The 23,171-nt window shown below is 46.0% G+C and carries 25 protein-coding genes; 5 read left to right on the forward strand and 20 right to left on the reverse strand.

Annotated features, from left to right (window positions below; all coding sequences use genetic code 11):
* The 19 genes from ACOT1A_RS21065 to ACOT1A_RS21155 all read right to left on the reverse strand — a co-directional run.
* Nucleotides 1–260, reverse strand: a 260-nt coding sequence (locus ACOT1A_RS21065) for a transposase (RefSeq protein WP_176690167.1), incomplete at its 3' end; no start/stop codon positions are given.
* 1 nt (nucleotide 261) lies between these two features.
* Nucleotides 262–462, reverse strand: a complete 201-nt coding sequence (locus ACOT1A_RS21070) for a hypothetical protein (protein ID WP_022646497.1) — start codon at nucleotides 460–462, stop codon at nucleotides 262–264.
* Nucleotides 463–512: 50 nt separating this feature from the next.
* Nucleotides 513–1,304, reverse strand: coding sequence for a hypothetical protein (locus ACOT1A_RS21075; protein ID WP_000774871.1), 792 nt, complete (start codon nucleotides 1,302–1,304; stop codon nucleotides 513–515).
* A 229-nt stretch (nucleotides 1,305–1,533) separates the two neighbouring features.
* Nucleotides 1,534–1,791, reverse strand: coding sequence for a hypothetical protein (locus ACOT1A_RS21080; protein ID WP_001052325.1), 258 nt, complete (start codon nucleotides 1,789–1,791; stop codon nucleotides 1,534–1,536).
* A gap of 65 nt (nucleotides 1,792–1,856) precedes the next feature.
* Nucleotides 1,857–2,183: a hypothetical protein gene (locus ACOT1A_RS21085; protein ID WP_000556022.1), complete on the reverse strand. Its 327-nt coding sequence runs from the start codon at nucleotides 2,181–2,183 to the stop codon at nucleotides 1,857–1,859.
* Between the two features lie 242 nt (nucleotides 2,184–2,425).
* Nucleotides 2,426–2,746 (reverse strand): hypothetical protein, encoded by a 321-nt coding sequence (locus ACOT1A_RS21090; protein WP_000834113.1) that lies wholly within the window; start codon nucleotides 2,744–2,746, stop codon nucleotides 2,426–2,428.
* 294 nt (nucleotides 2,747–3,040) lie between these two features.
* Nucleotides 3,041–4,291 carry a site-specific DNA-methyltransferase gene (locus ACOT1A_RS21095; protein WP_000104393.1) on the reverse strand — a complete coding sequence of 417 codons (1,251 nt, stop codon included), beginning with the start codon at nucleotides 4,289–4,291 and terminating at the stop codon, nucleotides 3,041–3,043.
* Nucleotides 4,292–4,461: 170 nt separating this feature from the next.
* Entirely contained in the window at nucleotides 4,462–5,070 is a 609-nt protein-coding gene (locus ACOT1A_RS21100) for a hypothetical protein (protein WP_000833775.1), read from the reverse strand.
* 155 nt (nucleotides 5,071–5,225) lie between these two features.
* Nucleotides 5,226–5,483 (reverse strand): hypothetical protein, encoded by a 258-nt coding sequence (locus ACOT1A_RS21105; RefSeq protein ID WP_001290639.1) that lies wholly within the window; start codon nucleotides 5,481–5,483, stop codon nucleotides 5,226–5,228.
* Between the two features lie 64 nt (nucleotides 5,484–5,547).
* Nucleotides 5,548–5,976, reverse strand: a complete 429-nt coding sequence (locus tag ACOT1A_RS21110) for a hypothetical protein (RefSeq protein WP_000069824.1) — start codon at nucleotides 5,974–5,976, stop codon at nucleotides 5,548–5,550.
* A gap of 91 nt (nucleotides 5,977–6,067) precedes the next feature.
* Nucleotides 6,068–6,445, reverse strand: a complete 378-nt coding sequence (locus tag ACOT1A_RS21115) for a hypothetical protein (RefSeq protein ID WP_000645320.1) — start codon at nucleotides 6,443–6,445, stop codon at nucleotides 6,068–6,070.
* Nucleotides 6,446–6,850: 405 nt separating this feature from the next.
* Nucleotides 6,851–7,996 (reverse strand): hypothetical protein, encoded by a 1,146-nt coding sequence (locus ACOT1A_RS21120; RefSeq protein WP_000339750.1) that lies wholly within the window; start codon nucleotides 7,994–7,996, stop codon nucleotides 6,851–6,853.
* A 44-nt stretch (nucleotides 7,997–8,040) separates the two neighbouring features.
* Nucleotides 8,041–8,337, reverse strand: coding sequence for a type II toxin-antitoxin system RelE/ParE family toxin (locus tag ACOT1A_RS21125; RefSeq protein WP_000581857.1), 297 nt, complete (start codon nucleotides 8,335–8,337; stop codon nucleotides 8,041–8,043).
* Nucleotides 8,338–8,386: 49 nt separating this feature from the next.
* Nucleotides 8,387–8,857: a hypothetical protein gene (locus ACOT1A_RS21130; RefSeq protein WP_000170639.1), complete on the reverse strand. Its 471-nt coding sequence runs from the start codon at nucleotides 8,855–8,857 to the stop codon at nucleotides 8,387–8,389.
* A 433-nt stretch (nucleotides 8,858–9,290) separates the two neighbouring features.
* Nucleotides 9,291–11,681, reverse strand: coding sequence for an Ig-like domain-containing protein (locus tag ACOT1A_RS21135; RefSeq protein ID WP_000694552.1), 2,391 nt, complete (start codon nucleotides 11,679–11,681; stop codon nucleotides 9,291–9,293).
* 401 nt (nucleotides 11,682–12,082) lie between these two features.
* Nucleotides 12,083–12,334: a hypothetical protein gene (locus ACOT1A_RS21140; protein WP_000115760.1), complete on the reverse strand. Its 252-nt coding sequence runs from the start codon at nucleotides 12,332–12,334 to the stop codon at nucleotides 12,083–12,085.
* Nucleotides 12,335–12,366: 32 nt separating this feature from the next.
* Nucleotides 12,367–12,555: a hypothetical protein gene (locus tag ACOT1A_RS21145; RefSeq protein WP_001107529.1), complete on the reverse strand. Its 189-nt coding sequence runs from the start codon at nucleotides 12,553–12,555 to the stop codon at nucleotides 12,367–12,369.
* A 236-nt stretch (nucleotides 12,556–12,791) separates the two neighbouring features.
* Nucleotides 12,792–13,223, reverse strand: coding sequence for a hypothetical protein (locus ACOT1A_RS21150; protein ID WP_001251242.1), 432 nt, complete (start codon nucleotides 13,221–13,223; stop codon nucleotides 12,792–12,794).
* A gap of 103 nt (nucleotides 13,224–13,326) precedes the next feature.
* Nucleotides 13,327–13,842, reverse strand: a complete 516-nt coding sequence (locus ACOT1A_RS21155; RefSeq protein ID WP_012695482.1) for a hypothetical protein — start codon at nucleotides 13,840–13,842, stop codon at nucleotides 13,327–13,329.
* 331 nt (nucleotides 13,843–14,173) lie between these two features.
* Between ACOT1A_RS21155 and ACOT1A_RS21160 the strand changes: the two genes are divergently transcribed.
* The 5 genes from ACOT1A_RS21160 to ACOT1A_RS21180 all read left to right on the forward strand — a co-directional run bounded on the left by ACOT1A_RS21160 (nucleotide 14,174) and on the right by ACOT1A_RS21180 (nucleotide 19,653).
* Nucleotides 14,174–14,938 (forward strand): hypothetical protein, encoded by a 765-nt coding sequence (locus tag ACOT1A_RS21160; protein ID WP_000277498.1) that lies wholly within the window; start codon nucleotides 14,174–14,176, stop codon nucleotides 14,936–14,938.
* Nucleotides 14,939–15,018: 80 nt separating this feature from the next.
* Nucleotides 15,019–15,780: a methyltransferase gene (locus ACOT1A_RS21165; protein WP_001447802.1), complete on the forward strand. Its 762-nt coding sequence runs from the start codon at nucleotides 15,019–15,021 to the stop codon at nucleotides 15,778–15,780.
* Between the two features lie 93 nt (nucleotides 15,781–15,873).
* The gene (locus ACOT1A_RS21170) at nucleotides 15,874–16,137 is read left to right on the forward strand and encodes a hypothetical protein (protein ID WP_000149862.1); all 264 of its coding nucleotides are present in this window, start codon (nucleotides 15,874–15,876) and stop codon (nucleotides 16,135–16,137) included.
* Between the two features lie 43 nt (nucleotides 16,138–16,180).
* Entirely contained in the window at nucleotides 16,181–16,768 is a 588-nt protein-coding gene (locus ACOT1A_RS21175; RefSeq protein WP_000491820.1) for a hypothetical protein, read from the forward strand.
* Nucleotides 16,769–17,232: 464 nt separating this feature from the next.
* Nucleotides 17,233–19,653: an Ig-like domain-containing protein gene (locus tag ACOT1A_RS21180; protein WP_000681217.1), complete on the forward strand. Its 2,421-nt coding sequence runs from the start codon at nucleotides 17,233–17,235 to the stop codon at nucleotides 19,651–19,653.
* A 2,077-nt stretch (nucleotides 19,654–21,730) separates the two neighbouring features.
* Here the strand turns inward: ACOT1A_RS21180 and repHI2 are convergent.
* Nucleotides 21,731–22,819, reverse strand: coding sequence for an IncHI-type plasmid replication initiator protein RepHI2 (gene repHI2, locus ACOT1A_RS21185; protein ID WP_000159528.1), 1,089 nt, complete (start codon nucleotides 22,817–22,819; stop codon nucleotides 21,731–21,733).
* Nucleotides 22,820–23,171: the final 352 nt, after the last annotated feature.

Genomic DNA, 23,171 nt, shown 5'->3' on the forward strand with positions numbered 1-23,171 from the left:
GCGCGCAGGGTCAGCCTGAATACGCGTTTAATGACCAGCACAGTCGTGATGGCAAGGTCAGAATAGCGCTGAGGTCTTCCCCGTGATGAAGGCGTTGCCGACTCATACCAGGCCTGAATAGCTTCATCATCCAGCCAGAAAGTTATGGAGCCACGGTTGATGAGGGCTTTATTGTAGGTGGGCCAGTTGGTGATTTTGAACTTTTGCTTTGCCACGGAACGGTCTGCGTTGTCGGGAAGATGCGTGATCTGATCCTTCAACTCAGCAAAAGTTCGATTTATTCAACAAAGCCTCATAGAAGTAAAACTCAGTTAAATGAAGATCGTTTTCTTTCACGTATGCCGCCAATTTGCGGATACGCTGTTCAAGCATTGTATCTATCCGTAAGGAAACACTCTGCGGAACGTCACTTGCAAATTCATTGATACAATCAACGGTAGAAACTATGAATTTATTGGTCATGGCAGGCTCCAGGCCACCGGGGAAACCGGTGGCTACGGTAATTGGCAGGCTTAAGCGCCGCAAAGGGTGTCAAGGGAAGGGAGAAGCTTGCTCAGCTTGTCGTAATCGAGCGGAGACAGTTCTGTAACGAGTTCGACCGAAAGACTAGTGTTGTCTTCTTCACACAGAATATAGATTCCGTCTTCTGGCTCTTTTCCGGCACATGCCTTCAGTCGTTTGTTAACGACCTCCTGGGCTGAATCCGCTACGTCGCAGCTCAGGACATAGCTTGCCACATAGCTGCTCTCACCGTGGTAATGCGTCACTTTACACAGAGCATACTGGATACCGGCTTTGTGAGCCTCATTCATGAGACGAGAAAACTGACAGCCATCCTGGTAATAGTGGGTATCCTTTGTGACCAGAATAGTCATACCCCCAAATTCATCTGTCCGGCTTTTACTGCATGTAAATGCAGCAGTAATTGTTACCATTTCCGAGAGGTCGAATACCGACAGCACGGCAGTTGTGAGGCAAATTGCATGGTCAAGATCAATGGTCTCTCCATGAAAAACTGCCAGCCCACTGCTGGTAACTTCTGTTGCGAACAACAGTTCATAATTGCAGTCTGGGCAGGATGGTTGCCCAAAGCTCGGCTCAGAAGGGTCATACTCAGGGTGGTTCTCGATAATACTGAGGATCAGCTTCTCAGTCAGAGAACAATCTGTCAGTGGCTTATCAAGCAAACGCTCACCTTCTGCAATTTCTGCTTCGGTAACGAATGTGATTGCTTCTTGTGCCATTTTTGCCTGCTCCTGAGTGCAGGGAATAATAAACGACGCCTGAGTATAATTATCTGCCACAGTTGACTCCTTGATTATTTAATTAATGTATTTGATGAGAAGATCATAACAAATACACTAATACCAACTAATAACCTGAAGGCGTTTTTTTAGAAAAAATATTAAGAAGAAGAATATGAACACTACCTCATCTTAAATTAATATCATTCAGGATTAATATTCATTTTTGCAAATAAAAACCGCCAGACGGCGGCTTTTATAAAGAGGGAAATATCATTGGAAGTTGAAATTACTTCACGGCAGGCCGACAAATTACGCGACTGCTGTGAGCTGAAGCGAAACTTGTAGAGGAAACTATAATCACCTTTTCTAAGTCGTCGGCACTGTCAGCAATATGATGCCGGAAAGCCTCCTCTGCATCACCAGGGGAGTCGGCTTCGACCAGGTAGGCCTGATCATCATCATCAAACATAATGCGCCCGGAAATGAGATAAAGTCGGCTCAAATCTGGCGTTGCTGCGCTCGTGCTTCGTTCGTTCAGATTCATTTTTTCTCCGTCTGTTGCTCGTAAAAAGAATGACGCCGGTTTAAAAGGCGTCGCCAGGGTTCGGGCTAAAACGCAGGGTTGCCATCGAGGAAGCTCATTGGCTGGCCAATAGCGGATGCCACCCTGAGAATTTCACCTGGTGTGGCATAACGCAGCATTTCAGAGCGTCCAAATTTCTGATACTCATCTACTGACATCTTTCTCCACTCTGGGTGAGGATCTTTTCCGCACAGTGACCAGTTGCTTTCAGAGGAATCACGACGGAGAACGTACACATCAAGCGAGGCTGTAAGCCCACTTCCATATCCCCGCTGCGCTACAATACGAACCTGAGAACCATCGTCGCGTTGCAACGTCTGGGTTAATTTCGTGATAGGATCCTGAGAATGCATGCCATTTACCTCGTTTTCAAAAGATTTACCGTAAGTAAATGATACCGAATCGAGAATTCTGGCTAATAGGTCAGAAGAAAAAATAATGAATATTTTTGAAGTGTAGGATAATGATTAGAATAAAATGGCCTGAATAAATCGCTAGCGGTTAAATCCGCTTATTTCAGAGAAGCTCTGATTTAGTAGTTAGGGAAAACGATGCGGTGAAAAGTAACTTTTACACCGCAATTCAGAAAAAAGTTTCAATTAGTCACATTACGAATAACCCGGCTTACTTTCGCATGTGCGTTCCCCTGGATGTTAAAGTAAAGCCCCTCAGGCAGACTCGTCGCCCACTTAACTCCTCGCTCAGCCATACGCTTCGGTGTTTCCAGCCAACCACGAGGAATATTGCCCGTAACGTCACCGATAACCCGTGAAATGCATGCTGCTACCCGGATGCCGCCGGGAATATCGCATTCGGATTCAACAATATGCATAACCTCAAATAAAGCACCATGCCGCTGGACATGATCGCCAATGTGCAACTCGATAGGAGAAACCATTTCTGTATCTGACTTCATATCTGTCCACCTTTAATTTAGAAACCGTCTAAATTACCAATATAGTTAATGTACCGGATGTTAATTCAACAAGTTCTGTATCACAACCATCAGTTTTTTTTGTTGGGTCTATATCGGAGAAACAAGTGAATATTGAATACACTCGTTAATACAGACAACCGGAAATGAATGGCACCCTAATTATCTCTGCGGCGTATGCTAAGCCGTTAATATTGTCATTTTATGGTAGAAACAATGCAAAATGAATAAACCGCTTGTCGCTTCAAACCACTTTATCAAAACCGTTAACTTGCATTAAGCCCGATACAGTTCGGCGAGCTCGTCCAGCATGGGGTTACTCTTATATCCCGGTGCGGCCGTAAAAAGGTTTCGGGAAATCGCCAGCCATTCCATGATTTTGTCCGTCGCCAGCCAACGTCTGCCAAGTCGCTCGGCTGCGATGGGAACTTTATGCAGGCCAGCGAAGGGATCTACAACAAGATCTCCCGGCTCTGTCAAAAACTCAATCAGAAACGCTGCAAGCCTGGTAGGAGACGTTGCACCATGCAGCGGAAAACCTAGCTCGCGGGCAATGGAATGGCAAAATCTCGTATCAGCGCAGCTATTGCCGTAAAACAAAGTATTTTTGGGGATCGTTCCTTCTGTTTTATTTCCAAAGGATCCGCTTTTAAGCTGGTACGCCCCATCACCATAAAAGGTCGTGCGATTTTCACCGCCTGCTGCCTGCAATTTAAGATGCTGCTCTGAATGCGGTTGCAGTACACGTAAGTTGTTTGAACGAACCTTACTCGCATCATTGGTAAACCACAGCACAGGCTCATACGATGAGCAGAGCTGCACTCGTTGCTTACATGCCCAGTGCGTTGGCGATGGGGGCTTACTGCGATTCACCCACTGAAGCCTGTCCATGAGCTCAAGCCCCAGCTTGTCACATAATGCCAGTGTCAGACGCTCCAGATACAGAGAACGTGAAGGCCTGCCCCTATTAAAGCTATCTTGAGTGATATTCAATGCCACACTTGCGCCGGGTACAAGCTGTTTCACGATCGGTTCGAGGATACGCAGAAGCCAGTCAATATAAACCTGCTCGCCACGCCCCCCGCCATGCCCGTAGTCTCTTGAATTTCGAAGGAGGTAAGGCGGCGAGGTCAGGCAAAGATGAATTTGCTCTGTGATATTGCTGAAGAAGGCATAGGCGTTTCCAAAAACCGATGCCCCAAGAGAAGTTGAGAAACCGACAACACAGAGCTTTTCCCATGACTCGTGTAGGTTTGTTTTCGTCTTAGAGGAGTATCTCCAGACGCCCCGTTTTTCTGGAACGCGTTCGATGACTCCGGCCTGCCGAAGAGTCTGCTGAAACCAGCGTACTTTGTGTTTGACGCCGCTGGTTCTGGTTTTATCTGACCCAAATTCTTTCAGTTCGTGCAATTCGGCATCCGACATGCCAGTTTCACGCTGCACTTCGCGATAAAGCTCGTCGTTGCTCAACGGCAATTCGGAGGCTGCGTAGATCCGTGCAATTAAATCCGTAGAAATCGTGCTCATCAGCCATCCTTAATGGAGATGCAGTTTAAATATCGGCCTGATGGTTGGAAGGGGGATTACTAAATCAAACCGATCTGTTTATTTATAGGCTTTGTCAGGTCATGCAGCACAGCTGGGCATGCGCAAAGAGACCCAGTCTTCTTTAGCGGAGACACCTTCAAAAGTTGTACTCAATCAGCCCCAAGATTTTGAAACTCAATGTGCTTTTGCTCACACTCCTCCCTGCCCCACGAGCCCTGCCATTCACAGATGTCCCGGTACTTAATTTCCAGCTTATCCATCTGTGAGAGGTTAGCTGTTGCGAAGTCTGGCCATATGTCGTGCCAGCATGCGTTGTACGTGACGCCTGCTGGTGGGCAATACATCATTGCATCAGCATGGATAATTTCAACGCGAGGATCGTTTGCAAACGAGGCCGCAACGAGGTTAATAACGTCCTGTTCTTTTTCAATTACTGTTACATGGGTTACATCTTCTTTTTGAAGAATGGCGTGAAGCACCATCCCCAGACCAAGACCATTAATGAGCACGCGCCCGGTGGCTCGCTCTAAAAAATCCTGGCAGGTTCTGATCTCCATCGGGGTATTGGACATCACCACATCCCAGCCGTTGGACAAACGCCGATATCTACCGGGCGGGATAAACTCGTCTGTATTACCTGTATACTCGGCACGAAGGGCGAGGCTCATCGCCTTATCTGCGGTAATTTCGAATGTGTCCAGTTTCCAGGTTCCGGACGTGCCGTCTTTAACGGGTAAATCAGAAAAGCAGCTCTTCATCAAGGCAACCAAAATTCCAGTAATGTTGTTACGCTGAACCTATCACAAACCTGCTCTTAATACAGTTATCAGGAGTGACAGCGATCTTTGAGGAATCGTTTAAATCACGGGCATCCTGTAGCGGACGCCCGATATTTAATCAAATGTCGCAGGTGTTAAAGGAAGCGTTGCAAAGTTGCAACGTCTTCTGGAGCAACCTCCACGCAGCTCCTGACACTGTAGTGATTTTCGCCGTTGTAGTCGTAAACCCCACCGTCTTCAAAACTCAGCTGTTCAAGCTCGCCATGGCACTCTGAAATGAGTGCCGTCTGGCAAGCATTTTTCTCACAATCGCTGACGAGTAACCGAACATAGCTATTCTCATGGTCGCCGTTTCGGTTCTGGATTTTAACGATAAAGTGTTTTTCAGACATTTGTGCCTCCAGCACAGTTTGAGGTTAATTTAGCGTTGCCCCGGCTCACCGGGGCAAGAATAAATCAACCCTTAATGAAACTGTGCCCCCAGGTGTTAGGCTTAAATGCCTGCTCTTTGATATATGTTTTCATTACCTTGCAGGTTTTTTTCAGGGCTTTGGTATTGGCATCGGTTACTGAGATAAAATGGCGAGAATAACGGTTTTCCCGGTATTGCTTATCAGCGTTTGGGTCAATTGCTTCGCTTTGCAGGAGTCCTTCGTGCCTGCCAATTACTATTACGTAGTTCATTTCACCTGAAACACGATCCGTGAGTAATTGAATGGAAATATCAGTCGCTCGCGTGGCCTGGCTAGCAGAAATTTTTGCATGTAAGAAAGCTCCCTTTCGAAAGTTGGCCGGAGTCAAACCTGTAATATCCTCGGTGCTAAAATTAAGTGAAGATAGAGTTGAAAATAAATCACAGCTAATGACTTCAGTATTATTAGACATAACCCGGCTCCGCTCATATTCATGTTAAGGTAATTATATCAGGTTGATAGCATTACCTAATAACTTGGTGGCAAAAAGTTGTGGTTTTTGATTAACTAAAATTGATGTTCTCAATACTGCTCAAGAATTCTTTCTTTACACCCGGAGTAAAAGGTATACGTTCAATGTATTTATAAAGCGTCGCAAAGGTTTTGGTTTCAATGTTTCGTGAAATAACATCATCAATCGGGTCTTCGAACATATTAATAAAAACATCAATATGCTGCTCTCCGCTTTCTGAAGCTAAAGAGAGAATACAGACCACTTCAATGTAGCGGTTATCCTGCTCTGCAATGAACAACCAGTGCCCTTCGTTAAAGGCTGGTGCAGCACTGAAGCGTTTTACAACAATTTCTGAAAGAGCATATCCTGCCTGATCCAACAGATTAATAAAGTTGAGTTGAGTTGAAACCACGTCTAACGCTTTCATAAAACCTCCTTTTCATCTGTACTTATTATACTGTTACCCATCCCCCCAGCTAATAACCTCCCAGCAAACTTTCAAAAAAAATACCACCTTTAATTAGAATTGAACACATCCTTTTTAAATAACAAAAAGGATTATGAAACCCACAATGTTTGTGATGTGCCACCAAGGAAAAGTAACTTTTATGTGCTCATAAATCTTATTTCGTATTCACTTTCCTTTGTCTTTCGGTCGTAGATTATCAGGGGAAGCATAAGAAGAATATGTGAGGTTTAAGCAAATGCGGTGATCGGGCATTATAATTTGGTGAGGCTATTATAAGTGGATAAAGATAGTCGTAGGTATAGGATCAGGTTAAATTGCATTTTCCCGGTTGCCTTCCCTGGCCTACCGGTTTCAGCTCAGATACTAAGACCAGCGGTAATACTTAAAATATTCCTCATTTGCAGCTATAAACTCCCTCAAACCGTTCATTAATCCCTTCTCAAACGCTGTCACGATAAACCGGTAACCGTCCAGTGTTTCAATGTAGTAAATACCGCCTGGTGTAATTCCAACATGCAACACCTCGGCTGTCATCATAAACTGGCCTTCCGGAAAATCATGCGAAAGGTAAATGAAACCAGTAGTGGCCGATGCGGGTGTGGCATTCACTAAGACCCCGTTAAACTGCTGCCCGTGCCTCGCCGGTACAAGCTCACTTCCCCTGGTTGACTTATCAAGCAGCCTCTTAACATCTTTTTCTTCTTTTAACGAGGTATAGACCCGCACATCACTGTCATCACCTGGGCGAGAGCCGGTGCCAACATGAGCAAGACGACGGTAAGCACTGCGCATATTAACGTGGCAGGATGCCCCTGCTCTACCCTGAAGCCTTACGCCAAAGTCTTCGCAAAGTAACAAAATCTGACGTAGCTGGTTTTCATGCACGGACGCTGAGAGTGAAAGATTGAAACAGGAAAAGGTCAGTTCTAAAACCTTTTCGCGTTTGTCATTGAAATGAGCTTCCAGCCTGATGACTGGCTTTTCCGACATTGCAAAAGCTTTGTCCGTTACTCTGTACCGGCATTCATCTCCGAAACATTCTTTAACAACGCTGGCTATGACCGTGTCGTGTTCTCCATCTTCCGGAGCTGGCACAAAGATTTCAAATTGTGCCGGTGTATCCGGCTCAAGCAGAACGGGATAGAGACGCGGAGAATTAAGCAAAGCGCATTCAGAATTAATGAGCTTAACCCAGGCGCTTTTGTCGTCCGGATCCTTAAGCTGCTGTCCAAGGTTATCGCAAAAGTCAACTATCTGACGGGTATGCTCATCCGTGACTGCACAGATCAGGTTAAGACCATGCGTGGCCATACGCAGTTCCCGGGTTCGGGACTGGGAATTGATCGACCAGGGGTTAAGTGAAAGCGAAATAGGGCTTATGGAAGGGACGACCGTCTCATTCTGCAAATCTGTAAGCTGGCAGTTCGCAGTAGGCTTCGGGGAAAGGGTACTAAATATGTAACTTGCCTGTTGTTTAGTACTGGCCTGGATATAAAACATCGCGTCCATGCTTGTATCCCGGGATGAAATTGAAAATAGCTTCATTTTTAACCTTAATGGATGAGCGATTTATAGTCATGTGCAGACAAATGAACATTATGTGCGCCATCATTCCATTCAAAGAATAATCGATACTTAGAGTTTACTCGAATGGAGGAATAACGGTTTGACGTCATTCTTAAGCGTTCATAACGCAAGCTGTTGGATAATAACTCCCGCTCACTCTGGACATTATCCAGCGTTTCAAGTCGACACAGAATCGCGTTAATAATTTCAGAAGGAATACCTGCCGTTGTTTTTCCATTACGGAAGAACTTTTCAAGCCGTCTGTCTTTAAATGAATGGATCATAGTTCCTCCGTAATAATTGACCTTAAAATTAAATTAAAAGGGCTTTGAATTAATGAATACCTAAAATGCGGGCGGCAACTGCCAGCTGCTTATCACTTAACTGACGCTGGTGGGTTAAAGAAGACTTAAGGCTTTCCAGAAAATTATTACTACTGGATTGTTGGGTGATTGCATCAACCATTTTTTGATGAGACCTGCACCATGCTGTGAACGCAGAACTGTGGGCGCTTTCAGTCCTTAAACGCTCGTCTTGCAGGGATGCTGACACTTTGCGGGCAGCTTGCGCATTAATGCGGTACAGCGCATTCAGCGTGTAAGCAGTACGGGTCGTTTCGAGGCTGTAACCCGTGGCTTTACAAGCCATACAGCGACTTCTATAAAAATGCTTACGCTCTCCCCGCCCATTGCATTTATCGCAAACAATACGAAAAGTATATTCCGCAGTACCTTTTACAGAATCAACACAGCGGATTTTTGCGCTGGAGATTTCAATTCCACTGCGATCATAATATTTGGTCATAATGTGATTCCTCCGGTTAGTTCTGGAGTAATCATGACAGAATGAATCTACTGGCTAATAACCTGAGAGTAAATATTTTAAAAAAACATTGAGAGAGGGGCTGCAAATTTATACACGAAGGATTCAAATATAATTTGTTTAAAAAATTAAGAGCATTCTGAAGTAAAATTGCATCAAAAAGCATTCATGGATAAATCATGTACTGGTGCCAGCGATTTAAACGAGGACATTGTTCCGGTGTAATTACACAGTTTAGCATCATAGATTATAACCAAAAGGAAGGAGTCCTTCCCGTCTCGGGAATATTACTTTCCCGTTTGCAGTTTAAGAGACACTTAATGAGAAAGTAATAATTAAGTCATGCTCAACTCTACATTTTACATTGAGGATGGCGTAACAGGGTACGGCATACTACCGTACCCTTGTGTAGGGTTTATGTTTGAGGGAATTCTATAGTAAATGTGGCCGTGCCAGATTGACCACTTACAGCGGGAGTAACGGGATATGTGCGCTCTTCACCATTACCAAGATCCAGTGACAGCGATTTAGTTTCACCAGGCTGGACCGTAACTCCGGCAACCGTAACGCCGAACTGGGCGTTTTTCTGAACAGTCAGGGTTCCGTTTAACTGTCCGGTAATGATAGAACCGTCCTGACGACGCAACACACTGGTTCGGATGATGGCCAGCGGCGTGTTGTCCGTTGCTTTCAGTGCTACGGCTGTGGCCAGCGTCTTGAGATTATCCAGCATAATCAGGTTAGCTGGCTGGTAGGTAAAATTAAGCGTTTTAGTGGTCCGGTTACCTGATTCGTCAATAGCCAGAGCCTCCAGATGATACATCTGTCCCGATTCGTCAGTATTGGGGAAGATTCTGGGGTATTCAGGAATAAAGACATCCTTGGATAGCGGCGTGAATGCAAGGGTGACCTTTTCAGAGTTAGGTCCACCAGCGAGCTGAAGCGATATCAGGGAAGCATCCCCAGAGGCATCAGTAACGCTTATGCGTAGGTTCTCAAGCCCTTTAACCAGTTTTCCTTCTGCGTCTGCGCCATTAAAGCTGAACGCAATAACCGGAAGCGTTGAGTCAATTTTCAGCGGTGCATTAAGCGTTTTGGTTCCTGTGTTTCCAACAAGATCCGTGGCAGACACGCTAACAACCGTATAATCCCCGTCCGGTAGACCAGCGTATGAGAAAGTGGCGTTTTTGGTTTTATAATCGCTTTCACTGACAGTCACAGGCTTCAGGGTGAAAGTTTCCCCCCGGGCATTTTTAAGGGTGGCTTCGAAAACTTTGGTATCCCAGTAGCTGATGTTCCAGGCGTTGACGCGATCATTATCGGTGGCCGTCATAGTGATTGTCTTGGAGGCCTTGTTTACCTGAGCGACATTAACCACCGGTGGGTTGTTATCCCAGATAACCGTAAAATTACCAGCAAGCGCATCGAATATGCTGTCACCATCTTTTCCCGAGTAAAGATGCAGATACTCAAATCCTTTGTCACTGGTGTAGTTGAAGTTAACCGTCATCTCGCATGAACTTTGTCCGACAGGAATAGTGCAGAACCAGGCTGCATTTTTTACCGTTCTGAACTTTTGCACGTATGGTCGGGGTTCTGCGGTTACCTTTATGCGGCTAATGGTGGCGGTTTTAACGCTGATTGAGGCCTGAGTTAACCACTCACTGGTATCACTCCGGTACATCTCTTTAGCCACTATCTTCGGGGCTATTTCCATCGCCGGGGCTGGAGTGAAGTTGAGGGAGTTATGATGAATTCGTCTTACTCCTCCCGCCAGAGTCTGAAATTCATGATAAGTATCCCCCACATTTGGATATATGTATTTGAAAGTATAGATATTATAAGTGCTATCGGACGTCTGGAAATTCGAGTCCGCCCAGCCATATTTGGAACCGTTAACAGCAGTAAAGTCACTTTTCTTCCTTAATACCCGTACGGAAATAGGGTTCTGGAAGACGGTCATGCCAGACTGATAGGAGACCCATGATCCGGTAGTGGCGTCCTGCACCTGGATGATATCGTCAGGCTTAACCCGATCAATTACGCTTCGGCGGCTTAGTTCGCTCCTGTTTCCCGCTTTGTCATAAAGGTAGATCCCCACTTTATATTCAGAGCGGTTTTCCGGTGCCAGGGCATTGCTGCTTGCGTCGGCGACTTGAACGGTTACGCTACCTTCCACTGTATTAATTTCCGCTGGCTTTTTACGCTCCACTCCAGCGGCATCGGTTATGAAATATTCAGCATTAGCAAGCCCGGAACCTTTATCACTCAGTCCATTAAAGACCAGTGCCTGGACGCTGGCGTACTGCATACCGGCTGGTACTGAAGTGAAGATCGCTTCGCTGCCAAAGTTCCACCCATTTCTCGTATAACTTATGGTACCCGTTGCCGGAGGCGTTCGGTCAATTGCAAGCGGGTAATCCTGCCGGGAGACCTCCTTCCCTTGCAAGTCGGTAATCACCTCTCTGAGGGTGAAGCTATCTTCTCCCATCGCTGGTACGGTCAGAGTCTTGCCGTAATAATCAAAGCCTGTCGAAGATGTGGTACGGTCATCAACGGTAACCAGGCTGCTTTTCGTGCTCCAGATGAGGCTCCCGTCACTTTTCAGCAGACTGAGCGTAATATAACGGTCCAGACCGGAAATAACGGCAACGTCAAAGCTCGTTACCGGATTAATCCATACGGATGCAGGCGATACGGTCTTTTTAACGTTCAGGGTATCTTTAAAGCTGAATTCTGCGATTTCAGCGGAAGCTCCTGCGCTGAAACCTGCAAATGCAATAAGCAGGGCTAGTTTGATTTTCATGGGTTGTCTCCTGATCAGGTTCCCCATGATACTTTTTCAGTGTTCGTGATCTTTTCGGGAAAATAGCTATTTTTGATGTTTTTCTTTTCTGCCCGGCGGGACTTTTTTGTTTACGTGAATGCAACAAAACCAGAAAAGTTACTTTTTGATAGGGTAAAATTAGGTTTCCCTAATTTCCAGAAGCAAGCGAAAGCAGAACTAGCTTAATAGCCATTAAGAACGCCATACCTATTGATAAATAACGCTCCTTACATTTAATGATTTGAGCATTTAAAAATGAATTAGCGAAAGAATTTTGGTTTGCTTTTTATTGCATGAGTAAAACAGTATTAATAATCCGGAGCCATTAGAACGTACTCTAAAGACTCCGGTATACAGATATCTTGCCAGTAAAAATGGCCTTACTCCTCATCATCCCCCAGCGCTTTTTTGATGGCGCGGCGGCGGGCTGCATCACCTACACGATATCCGACTGAATATACGTCATTCAACCGGCGCAGAATAAGATTTATTTCCTCATCCTGAATGTAGGCAGGTAAACACAGAACCACGTCGCCATCTTCATCATAGACTCGAACAACTTCCTTCTGCCCATCTCGCTCGCGAATAATCTGGACATGCTGAACCCTGGTGTATTCTGGGTTTACGCTCATTTTAAGTATCTCTCTGTAATTGTTGTTACCAGTTAGCTATAAGCCGGATAATTCTGGTATTCAGTGTTCTGCACAGCAATCGCCTGCTCGTGGATCATTGACACTGCCAGGCGGGCTTTAACTCGCTTGCTGGTGAGAAAACGCTTCACTTCTTTAAGTTCGCTGCCAGCCGACAGCATATTGAAGACATGCTGTTTGAGACTGTTGTTATTTTTGGCCACTTGTTTCTCCATCATCTTTGTACATGGTTATTTCAGGCTGGCCTGCCAGATCACACACGTTATCCATATGCTTTTGGACCCAGTCTGTTAGACCCAGACCTTCGGCCTTTGCCTGATTGACGTAACGCAGTTTACGTTCAGGGGTAACCCGCATCTGTAGTTGTGCCGTCGCTGGAACCGCCTCTTTCAGGGCGTTAAGGCCCCTCTGATCACGGGCCTGAATTGATGGTTTACCGCTAGGCATCTGATGTATCGCTCTCCCGGCGAGCGGTGGACAGCTCTATTTCTTTTGCGATAGCTTTATCTATGGCATCCAGCTGCATGGCAAACTTGATTTCAAGCGAACAGCGTAATGCCTTCAGGGCGCGTTCTTTGGTGCTGTATTGTGGTATGCCGTTCTGGCTACCATTCATGCCTCGCATGCGGCGGGAGGTTGCATCGACAACCTCTCCCTCTTCCCGTGTGCCGTGAACCGTAGTTCCGCTCCATGTCGGATAAACAGTGCCAGTGGCGGTGTTGAAGCTCCAGCCGTTTTGGTATTCCCCCGAGACCTCTGGTACGGGCATATCGCGTTCAACGCCATAGTCAGACCAGCGTAAAGCGCGGTTTATTCTGGCCTGTGCCACCAGCTCATCATACGCGGCTTGTTCTTTTTTATTCATCGCCATTTAGGGCAATCTCCTTAGAGGGGAATTAGGTGTTATATCGGTACGTAAGTGCTTTTCAGGCCTAATCTCTGACAAGGCCTGATGTGCCAGACTGCCGTTGCATTCACCGTTTTATGGCGGTTGACAGAGCCTCATTAAGAGCCGCAATTAGCTCAGGCGAAGTCGGCTCCAGATTTTTGGAAGCGTTCAGCAGCTCCTGAAGTGAAGAGATTTCCTTTGGCTCCACCTGGTTTGTTTCAGGTGCCGTTTTTTGCACTTCATCCAGTGTACGCTGTGCACCGTTATCCAGCACCAGCACCCCCCCGGCACGAATTTCTGAAATGGTGCGCAACGTATACATCAATTTATCCCAGACACGGCTACCAACCTCGAACCCGGAATCAGCTACTTTTTCTTCATTATGCTTTTGAAAAATTTCTTCTAACCAAGTGGTGAAGCGCTTTCCAAAAGTATTGGCGGCTAAAGAAGTGCAGGAATAAACCTGTTCAACCTGTTTTGTTCCATTTTTATCAGTGAATGTAATGAGACCGATTCGGCCACTGTTAACAGTGTAAAAGCGAGGTTGAAAGCCAGCTTTGAGAAGGTTTTCAATAGCTGAAAAAAAATCTTTTTTGAGCATCGGTTTCAAAATGGTTTTCCTTTTATGCCCGGTGCCGCCGGGGCGGTGGCGTTAAATATACGCCATGTAAGTAAATTAATTTATACCCATTTGATTGTCAATACAAACAAAAAAACAAACCATGTTTATTATTTTATCAACGATGCTATTTTAAAGTCCGTCTAAAATAAAAAACCAAAAAGTTAAATTTGAAGCCGTCCTTCCTAAATTCATTTCTTGCGCATATTAGCACCCTGCTTTAAGTAAATAATTTTTGAAAAAGTTGTCTGGAGGTTATTAGCTCGTGCATCTGGATTGGTAATATAAAGCCAACACAGAAAAGGAAAACAAAATGTATAAATTAGTATCTCCTCGTGAACTGACTGAGATTATTACCGGTTTACTGCTTAAACCTGAACTCCTTGGTGAGCTGGACTCACCAGAAAAGCATCGGATGTTTATGGCAGATTTAGGCCGCGTGGTGGCCGAACATTGTGGAGGTCTGGTAAACAGCGTCGTCTTGCCAGGAACAGAAGTTACAGTGTCGGATGGGTTACCGCTTAATGGCCAGCCGGTACGTTATCTCGGAATCAAAGAGAACATCCCTCACCTCCTTGTAGAGCCTGATGCTTCCTTACCTTCGCTCGCTAAAAACGTCTGGATGTATGCAGATCCTGAAGGCTGGAAAGAACATTTTGGAGCTGAGGAAGACTGCCTTACTCCTGAAATGATGCAGCTGTTCCGTAAAGGTATCCAGGCTCTTCAGAAAGAGCATGACACCCCTGAAATTAGCCTCACACTTCAGGACTGGCGCCTGGAGGAGGAAACACTGCCAGAAGAGGACAGTCAGGCCTATCAGGTCAGCGTTACCGGCCAACATAACATCCACTGTGAAGTTGTTAACAAGGAAGGTAACCCCTGTTTTGGTGTCATGTTCGAAATCGATCAGGGTGTGCCTGCCTTACACATCAACACCGGCGGGGATATGTTGCTCCACATTCATTGCGCCCATAACGGACTCGTTCTGACCCCTGATGCAAGCGGTCAGCGATTTGATAAGGCTCCCGTTGACCGCTTCTCTTATAACAGCCCATCCCTGCTGTTGTCTGCCGACTAACCAAGGCCAAATCTGAATTGTCCCGTTTAAGTAACCAACCCGCTGCCGCCAGGCGGGTAAATCCTCTTAATGGAGTTTTAATGCAAATCTCAACTGAAGTTCTGAACGTCTTATCTCGCTGCCGTGCTGAAGGGAACTTTCTTTTCCTGGCCGACCAGCTCGACCGCAGCATTTATGTTAAGACAAACAAAGTGCTCGAAGCCGCCGGTGGCAAATGGAACCGAAAAGAGCAGGCACATATTTTTACGGCGGATGCAGCTGAGCGTATCGAGCAAATCATTCTGACAGGTTCGGTTGACATCCCACGAGATCTGTTCAATTTCTTCCCTACACCTGAGAATTTAGTCACAGATATGGTTCTACGCGCTGAACCAGCTGCCGGGGAGCGTGTACTGGAGCCAGAGTTTGGTGATGGCCGCATTCTGAAAGCCTTAAAACTGGCGGCTCCGGATGCATTGATTACCGGGATCGAATTGAACGATGAGCGATTCCTTGCAGTGAAGAACGATAGTGTCCTTAGCACAGGAGTCGAGCTGGTGCATACCGACTTTCTTGGGTACCAGCCCGATGAAACTTTTGATGTTATCGTTATGAATCCACCATTCCTTAAACGCTCTGACGTTAAACATGTCATGCATGCCATCGCAATGCTCGCTAAGCGAGGTCGCTTACAGGCCATTCTGTCAGCTGGGGTATTGTTCCGGGAAGACACACTGACAAAAGCGCTCAGGGAGCGAGTCAAACAACTTGGCGGACAAATTTCGCCTCTTCCGGATGATACATTTAGGGAGTCCGGAACAAAGGTCAAAACAGCCCGCCTTGAAATTGATCTTCGCCGCTAACTGACAAGCAACCGGAAAGAAATCTTAATACGAGTAGCCGGTTAAAGTTACCTGACCGGCTTAACTGACTAAATCAATAAAGAGTGAACAGAAATGACGCATACTGCCGTTTCTCAGGCTAATAGTGCTTTGCAGCTACCCACGGTGGAGCATGTCTACGCTCTTCTGAAAGCAAATTGTAAACCTGACCGCTTTGACGGGCGTGACGGACCCGTGTGGGGCCAGGAATACTCGTGGAATCTGGCAAAAGATCGCTTACAGGATCTGGAGAAATACGGTAAGGCATATGTCTCCCGTCATGAAGACCGTATGGGGGAAGGATTTAGTTTTGGTCCTGACCTGTTAATTATTCGCTAACGCTCCTAATGCCTGATGATATGGTAAGCACAACTGGAAAAATATGTTTTCAAAGCCTATGACCACTTTCACACCAGAACGTATTGAACAAATTTTGGAATTTGCCGAGGGTAGTAACCCAAGCGAAGCAATGAGTCTCAGAGCTGACGAAGTTGCTGTACTGGCACGTATTGGAAAGGCAGTTATGTCGATTGCGCCTGTTTATCAGTGCGAGTTTTGCCACCATGACGCAACCGGGCAACTTCAGTGGCACTGGGAAGATGTGAACAAAGCTTTTTATGATAAATACGATCCAGACAGACGCGGAAGACGTCGAATCCTCTATACCGCCCCGCCGATGCCTTTAGTTTCGGCTGACCTGCTTAACATGGCTTCATCTGCTATTGAAGACTTGCTCACTAACAAAGACAGAAGTGGTGCGGGAATGTGGAATGACATTCCAGAACAGCTACGACGCGCAGCAGAACTGGTAATGGATAATAGCCGGGCCGCTGAAACAGAAGCGATGCTGATGCGTCTTTATGTAGAATGTGACACAGGTGAGCGCAGGGGCAACGGCACTCAATCTGGCGTAGCAATGCCTTCTTGGCAAACCGTTGAAGAGGCACGTGTGTTGCTAGGGGTGAAATGATGCAGTTCTCGCCAGGGCAGTTTGTAATTCACAACAAGAAGCGCCTTGCGGAACGAAGGTAGACGTACTGACTGAGGTTCACTCCCCTCTCGACTGGTGGCGTAATGCCGCCAGGTTTTGATTCATATATGCCGTCCGTTAACGCATTTATATCTGACATACCTAATTTATCCTGATTCTTTTTTACATAAAGTAAAAGCATCACTTAATGCGATATGTGGATGCCGATAGTTTCAGGCTAATGTTATAAGTTTTGCAATCGTTGCCAGTTTGGACACCACAGAAATGTCAGATGTAATTCCAAAAAGAAAGATTTCCGTCCTGAACGCACAATAAGGTTTGTCGAAAGGCAAATTATAGATTTGTAATTTCGAGCACCATATGGAGAAGTTTTTTATACTTTTACGAACATAGTGACCTTTAGGAAAAGCTTAAAATAACACCAAACCTAAAGGGGAATAAGAATGAAACATCTCGCTTTTATTACTGCTGTAGCCGGACTCGGTATGTCTGTTCAGGCCCCAGCTCAGATATATGAATCGGCCTTTAAAGACACGAACGGTATTGAGATCCACGCCCCGTCTTCTCGTCTTATGCTTAATCCGGCATCACCGGTAACTTTGACACTTATTTCAGGTCTTGATCGTTTCGTTAATGTCAAAGTCACGAAAGACACTGGAACTGTCATTCTTAATACTACGACTACACGGACGGGTGTATCAGACCGACTAACAGCTGCTGACGGTAGTGAGTTCTACGGCAAAAAAGTAACTTTGCCTGCTTTGGGTGAAGGCAAATTTGTCGTTCAGATAAACGTGTTAGATCTCAATCAGAAGCCTGTAGCGACCTATAACTATAACTGGCTAATTGATGTCACCCCTCCAGCGGCAAATGCTCTTACCGCTAATACTGGTTCTGGCTCTACCGCTGGTGACGTGTGGAAGCTTGGATTAGAGGCAACGGGGCAGTATGACTTCACCTCTTCGGGCGTAAGTGATGCAAATGGTATTGATAAGGGCCTAATATATATTTACAGGCAGGACGGTAGCCTCTACAGCACTACACAGATGCAGTATGACGTATCCGGCCAAAAGATGTACCACACTTACTCTAAGAATTCAGTTAAGGGAACCGGAATACCAGACAGCAACCTGGATGAAGACTTTACTGCAAAAGTTGTTATCTTCGATAACGCAGGTAATAGCCGAACGCTGCCAACTCAAAAATTTCGCTACGACAACACGCTGGGTGAGATGACACTGTGGGCCGTTCATGATCCAAATACGTCTTCCAGCGTCGTACCCGGGGTTTCTAATTATCCGGCTTACAAAGCCGGTATGGTCGTTAACGAAAACCCTATTCGATTAGTCTACCGGATCCCAAAATCTAACTACCGTGCTTATTCAGAAGGTGGGCTTCAGTTCATCAATCAATATTCCGCCCCCAAAGAGATAGCTGTAGACAGCACTTATGCTTATGTTGAAATGACTCTTCCCTATGGCTCAATTAATGGGGATATGGCTCGTATGGCGAACTTTGGCCAGTGGGGAGGGTATTATCCGTCATACAGCCTCGTTCTAAACCCATCTGCAAACCAAACGCCTGCATTTGCGGGTACCTGGGTAGATTTCCTCGATGACAAGGGGAACTGGGTTAAGTGGAAGGATTTTGAGAGTGTGGCTTCATCACGACTGCCAATTAAAATTTCCCGACTTCGTTTTAACGTTGAAGCCCGGCCCTTTGCACAAGAGATCGGCGGTAAGGCGACCTGCACCATTCCGGCAGGAAAAACCTCGTGTGAAGCGCCTGAGACGTTTGATATGGCCTTGGGTACCCAGGGCTACAATAGGATCCTTTACTTCGTTCGCAGCATCAGCAATCCCATTTTGCGGTCTGAGCAATGGATTATGACACGCTGGAACAATAAACAACTGCCGGTAATAAACTCGATATCATATGACGAGACTAACAAGCAGCTGGATGTACTGGCGTCACTTGAAGGCGATGGTAACTGGTTCGACTCGGTCTCATTGAGGGAATTTTATCTTTCCGATAAGAACACCGGTACCCGGATGTCACCCACAGGCGTAATCAAATCTCGTATCTCAGGTAACTACACGATTGCTTATGATTTATCCCGTCAGTCTGAAGGAAAATACAACGTTGAGGTCAACATCAGGGACTTCTTCCAGAACCAGACCAATAAAACTTTCGGAGAAATTGCTCTGGATAACACTCCTCCGACAGTGGCCATAACATTCGACGGAAAGCCGGTAAAAGACGATACGGTAGTGTACGGCCTGGAGAACCTCAGGATCGCTCTGGCAGATAATCTGACAACCCCGAGGATAACCCGTCTTCAGCTCGTAGGTGGCCCCACAGCTGATAACGTTGAGCTTACGTGGTCACCGGCAGGCAAAGATACATACATGCCTGAGTATCCGAGGCTGTTCCCAAATTTCGAACCATCTGAAAATTATTCAATTAGCGTAACAGTTGCCGATAGTCAGTCGAATACCAAAACCTATACTCAGAAGTTCAGTTATCTACCGAATAACCTTGTGCAGTTACATAATCTACGCACATTATCGGTCAGTTCGCCTCTCAAAACGACAGATGGCGTACCCCTTGCGTACCTGTCCACTAACGTTCTGCGTAAGACAAATGGAGAAATTGCTAAAGGGGTCCAGAACGCAACGCTGACTGTGCGGAAGGATGCAGCCTTCGGTATTAAATTTAACGGGGCACAGGCGGCTCCAGGTGAGTCAGTTGAGGTGCAAATAGATATGGGCCAGGGGGATAATCTTCTGTTACCCGTTTATCCTTCCGAAAATGGGAAAGTTGGCACCTCAGAATTCATGATTCAGATCGACGAGTTGAAGTAACTACCCGGAGCCGACAGTAAAACTGACGGCTTCAATTTTACTGCCCTCCTTGACTCCGATCAGCCAGTACGTCTTCAGAGATTCGCAAGGAAGAACCGAAAGAAAAGTTACTTTAATCGTACGTTTCCAGCGATGCTTTTAAAAGACAATGCACACTCGTTGATTACGACAATGGGAGTGAGTGTCGAAACCCTTGAGTAAGGATACCCGGTAAATATACAGCCCCGGGGATCCTCTTCCTTCAACCGGGGATGACAACGGTAGTGAGTCCGGCAACTCACTCCCGTTGTCACTTCTCTGACATATCGTCATACGAGCTTACTCAAGTGCATCCACAAAGATGGGATCGTTTTGAATCTAAACTGGTACTGGTTAGCCAGTCACTTGCATCTATTCCCCCGTCGATACTTAAGTGACAATTGTAGTGATCTGCAATACTGGTGTCTCAGAAACACTGACGACGGTAGAGACTCAATACCCTAACCCCTGACAACAGGAGTGAGCTTAGAGGTGTTACGCTGCTGTCACTTAATGCTTGGGAATTGCCTGACTCACAACCATTGTCATCCGGAGCTACTGATTAACGTTGAACCGCTGGACTTTAATGACAGTGGTAGTGATGGATAGGCTCATTTCCATTGTCGTCATTTTATCGGACAAGCCTCTTCGTCCTACAGGTTTAAGCTGACAATGGTAGTGATTGGATGATCTCACTACTGTTGTCACTCAGTTCTTTGAGCGGACCCTTCCCTCGGTTGGTCGGCATTAACAACGGTAGTGACTCGATTGGCTCACTGCCATTGTCATCGTGTAAATGACGTACCTTATCAGCTCAGCTGAAAGCAATGACAACGGAAGTGACTCTAATTGCTCACTGCCATTGTCGTCGTGTCTATTGAGAGCCTTATCAGTGCACCTGAAAAGCAATGACAACGGTAGTGATTCTAATGGCTCACTACCGTTGTCACCGTGTGTATTGAGAGGATGGTCCACTTAACTGGACGTCTATGACAATGGTAGTGACTTTAATAGCTCACTACCATTGTCGGCGTGTGAATTGAGAGGATGATCAGCTCAGCTGTACGGCCATGACAATAGTAATGACTTAATGAGCTCACTACCGTTGTCACCCTGTTAATTAAGAGGCTCATCTGCTCTTCTGGAAGGCTATGACAACGGAAGTGACTTGCTGGGCTCAGTGCCATTGTCGCCGTATGAATTGAGAGGATCATCCGCTCTTCTGGATGGCAATGACAACGGTAATGACTTAATAGGCTCACTACCGTTGTCATCCTGTAAGTTAAGAGGTTGATCTGCTCAACGGGACGACTATGACAACGGTAGTGACTTGCTGGGCTCACTACCATTGTCACCCTGTGAATTGAGAGGTAGATCCGCTTAACCAGACGTCCATGACAACGGTAGTGACTTTCTGGGCTCAATACCGTTGTCACCCTGTGATTTAAGAGGTTGACCCGCTCTACTGGACGGCCATGACAACGGTAGTCACTTTCTGGGCTCACTACCGTTGTCGCCACATAGAATGAGAGGAGCATCAGCTCAGCTGAACGGCAATGACTACAGTAATGAGCTGGATGAAGCATAACCATTGACATCTGGCCCAACCGGAAGCCGTATTCGCCAATCCAATCGAGATTCACAATGGCCGTGACTCGCCGCATTAAGTTCCGGTGTCCTCCCAAAGCTGAACGCACACTCGGAGGACAATGACAATGCCAGTAAGGTACACATCATTACCATTGTCACTATAGCTACCAGAGAAGCCGGGATTTGAATGTCGATGGTAGTGAGTGGGTCAACTCACTGCCATTGTCACCCCGTTACGATATTTTCCGTTGGATGTACTGGCCAATGAAGTAAAGCGTAGAAACCGGGTGTTAACAGGTGACTCAGGAGAAAGCGTTGAATTCGCAATCTCGATCTACATAGGGTGGTAGAGAACAATGACAACGGTAATGACTTTTGACTCATTACCGTTGACGTGAAAGAGCGGGCTGGGACTAACGAAAATCGAAGAAGTAATTTAGCACCCGGAGCCTGAACCGCCGGGTTAACTTTAGCTGGCGTTGCTGTTCTTTTTCTGGCTTCGAAGACTACGAATATAGCGCAGTTCTTCAGCGGTTAAATCATGGACGGTAAGAACATCATCGCCGTCTATCGGGTCAGCTGGTGGGCATAACTCACCTTCTAAAACAGAAGACCCTGAGTTCTCTTCTTCATCTTCAACCACTTCTAAAGGAGGCTGAGTATTGTTCAAATTCAGATCGGGATCCCGCTTATGAATCTGGAAGTATACTTTTCCGTCTTTCTTAATTTCGGTGTACTGGAGGTATCCTATCGATGCCAACTCTTCAAGAGCCTTTCTCACGGTAGCATTCTGACTATTTGCTCGTGTTTTGAGGTTCAGACGATTTTTCAGCCGAGTAAGGGATATCGGTATAGGATTTGGCGGTAATGACTCTATGAACGTATAGAGAGCCTGGGCGCTTTCCTTCTTGGCCAACTCCTTAATTGCCTTCAGCTGCATCAAAACCTTATGATCGTATTGATAGAGCTCGAAAATCTTAGGATCAACCTGAAGGACAACCTGATCTGATTCCGGGTCTAACAGGGCAGACTGTACCAGATGCGTTGTATAGACTTTGGACGAGTTATTACTGGTGAACGACAAGGTAACGGATGCTAACCTGCGTAAGGAGGCGTCTATACGTTTTCTGGACGCTGTAGATGAGCGATAATTTTCAGGCGTACATAGCTTGAGGAATTCAGTGAATTTTAAGCTTATCGTGTCATTGTTAATCGGATGATTGGCATAGGTTCGAATGATGCCCATCCACGTCTTAAAATCTACTGACATATCAAGACGCTCACCGACAATTGAAATATTGGTGAACCCCTCGCTCTCCATTAAAGAGAGCGTCTGTAACTCTTTCGTTGCGTCAAAGCCAACCGTTTTATATTCCCGATTTTGACGCCCCACACTCTTTGGTGATGGGACGAACAGCCCGAGCCGCATCAAAGCAATAGACTGCACCGTACGGTTGCTGTTAGGACGCAAAATGATGTCTTTACCTGATTCTTTCTCTCTAACAGAGAAAGCCCTGGTGACCAGGTCCTGCTGCTCAGTATCTTTCTCTTTAGTCATAATAAGTTATCACTGAATGTGTAAACAGATTGGTGAATAGTAAGCCCCAGCGAACTCTATGTCACTGGATGGATCATTGTGATGATCCATATCTGTGCATAAGTTCTACCTAAAAAAACGACTCCACTCATTAAAACTTGGCAAAAACTCTTTGCATACAATGACCTGCAACTCTTATCAACAACGGATCAGATCAAGTTAAAAAGATCTAATGAAAAGTCACTACTATTGTCGCTCTGATCACTACTGATGTCAAAAAACTCATTACCAACGTTATAATAATCACTACCAATGTCAAAATAATCACTACTGTTGTCACTGATCACGTCTCAGGCCTTGTGCCGTCTGGCCT

Source organism: Enterobacter cloacae complex sp. SYL003 (assembly GCF_049236925.1).
Taxonomy (GTDB): Bacteria; Pseudomonadota; Gammaproteobacteria; order Enterobacterales; family Enterobacteriaceae; genus Enterobacter; species Enterobacter intestinihominis.

What these genes read in the sequence shown, in the direction of transcription:
- ACOT1A_RS21070 (WP_022646497.1), bottom strand. Translation starts at nt 462, where the DNA reads ATGACCAATAAATTCATAGTTTCTACCGTTGATTGTATCAATGAATTT.
- ACOT1A_RS21080 (WP_001052325.1), bottom strand. Translation starts at nt 1,791, where the DNA reads ATGAATCTGAACGAACGAAGCACGAGCGCAGCAACGCCAGATTTGAGC.
- ACOT1A_RS21085 (WP_000556022.1), bottom strand. Translation starts at nt 2,183, where the DNA reads ATGCATTCTCAGGATCCTATCACGAAATTAACCCAGACGTTGCAACGC.
- ACOT1A_RS21090 (WP_000834113.1), bottom strand. Translation starts at nt 2,746, where the DNA reads ATGAAGTCAGATACAGAAATGGTTTCTCCTATCGAGTTGCACATTGGC.
- ACOT1A_RS21095 (WP_000104393.1), bottom strand. Translation starts at nt 4,291, where the DNA reads ATGAGCACGATTTCTACGGATTTAATTGCACGGATCTACGCAGCCTCC.
- ACOT1A_RS21100 (WP_000833775.1), bottom strand. Translation starts at nt 5,070, where the DNA reads ATGAAGAGCTGCTTTTCTGATTTACCCGTTAAAGACGGCACGTCCGGA.
- ACOT1A_RS21105 (WP_001290639.1), bottom strand. Translation starts at nt 5,483, where the DNA reads ATGTCTGAAAAACACTTTATCGTTAAAATCCAGAACCGAAACGGCGAC.
- ACOT1A_RS21110 (WP_000069824.1), bottom strand. Translation starts at nt 5,976, where the DNA reads ATGTCTAATAATACTGAAGTCATTAGCTGTGATTTATTTTCAACTCTA.
- ACOT1A_RS21115 (WP_000645320.1), bottom strand. Translation starts at nt 6,445, where the DNA reads ATGAAAGCGTTAGACGTGGTTTCAACTCAACTCAACTTTATTAATCTG.
- ACOT1A_RS21120 (WP_000339750.1), bottom strand. Translation starts at nt 7,996, where the DNA reads ATGGACGCGATGTTTTATATCCAGGCCAGTACTAAACAACAGGCAAGT.
- ACOT1A_RS21125 (WP_000581857.1), bottom strand. Translation starts at nt 8,337, where the DNA reads ATGATCCATTCATTTAAAGACAGACGGCTTGAAAAGTTCTTCCGTAAT.
- ACOT1A_RS21130 (WP_000170639.1), bottom strand. Translation starts at nt 8,857, where the DNA reads ATGACCAAATATTATGATCGCAGTGGAATTGAAATCTCCAGCGCAAAA.
- ACOT1A_RS21135 (WP_000694552.1), bottom strand. Translation starts at nt 11,681, where the DNA reads ATGAAAATCAAACTAGCCCTGCTTATTGCATTTGCAGGTTTCAGCGCA.
- ACOT1A_RS21140 (WP_000115760.1), bottom strand. Translation starts at nt 12,334, where the DNA reads ATGAGCGTAAACCCAGAATACACCAGGGTTCAGCATGTCCAGATTATT.
- ACOT1A_RS21150 (WP_001251242.1), bottom strand. Translation starts at nt 13,223, where the DNA reads ATGGCGATGAATAAAAAAGAACAAGCCGCGTATGATGAGCTGGTGGCA.
- ACOT1A_RS21155 (WP_012695482.1), bottom strand. Translation starts at nt 13,842, where the DNA reads ATGCTCAAAAAAGATTTTTTTTCAGCTATTGAAAACCTTCTCAAAGCT.
- ACOT1A_RS21160 (WP_000277498.1), top strand. Translation starts at nt 14,174, where the DNA reads ATGTATAAATTAGTATCTCCTCGTGAACTGACTGAGATTATTACCGGT.
- ACOT1A_RS21165 (WP_001447802.1), top strand. Translation starts at nt 15,019, where the DNA reads ATGCAAATCTCAACTGAAGTTCTGAACGTCTTATCTCGCTGCCGTGCT.
- ACOT1A_RS21170 (WP_000149862.1), top strand. Translation starts at nt 15,874, where the DNA reads ATGACGCATACTGCCGTTTCTCAGGCTAATAGTGCTTTGCAGCTACCC.
- ACOT1A_RS21175 (WP_000491820.1), top strand. Translation starts at nt 16,181, where the DNA reads ATGTTTTCAAAGCCTATGACCACTTTCACACCAGAACGTATTGAACAA.
- ACOT1A_RS21180 (WP_000681217.1), top strand. Translation starts at nt 17,233, where the DNA reads ATGAAACATCTCGCTTTTATTACTGCTGTAGCCGGACTCGGTATGTCT.
- repHI2 (WP_000159528.1), bottom strand. Translation starts at nt 22,819, where the DNA reads ATGACTAAAGAGAAAGATACTGAGCAGCAGGACCTGGTCACCAGGGCT.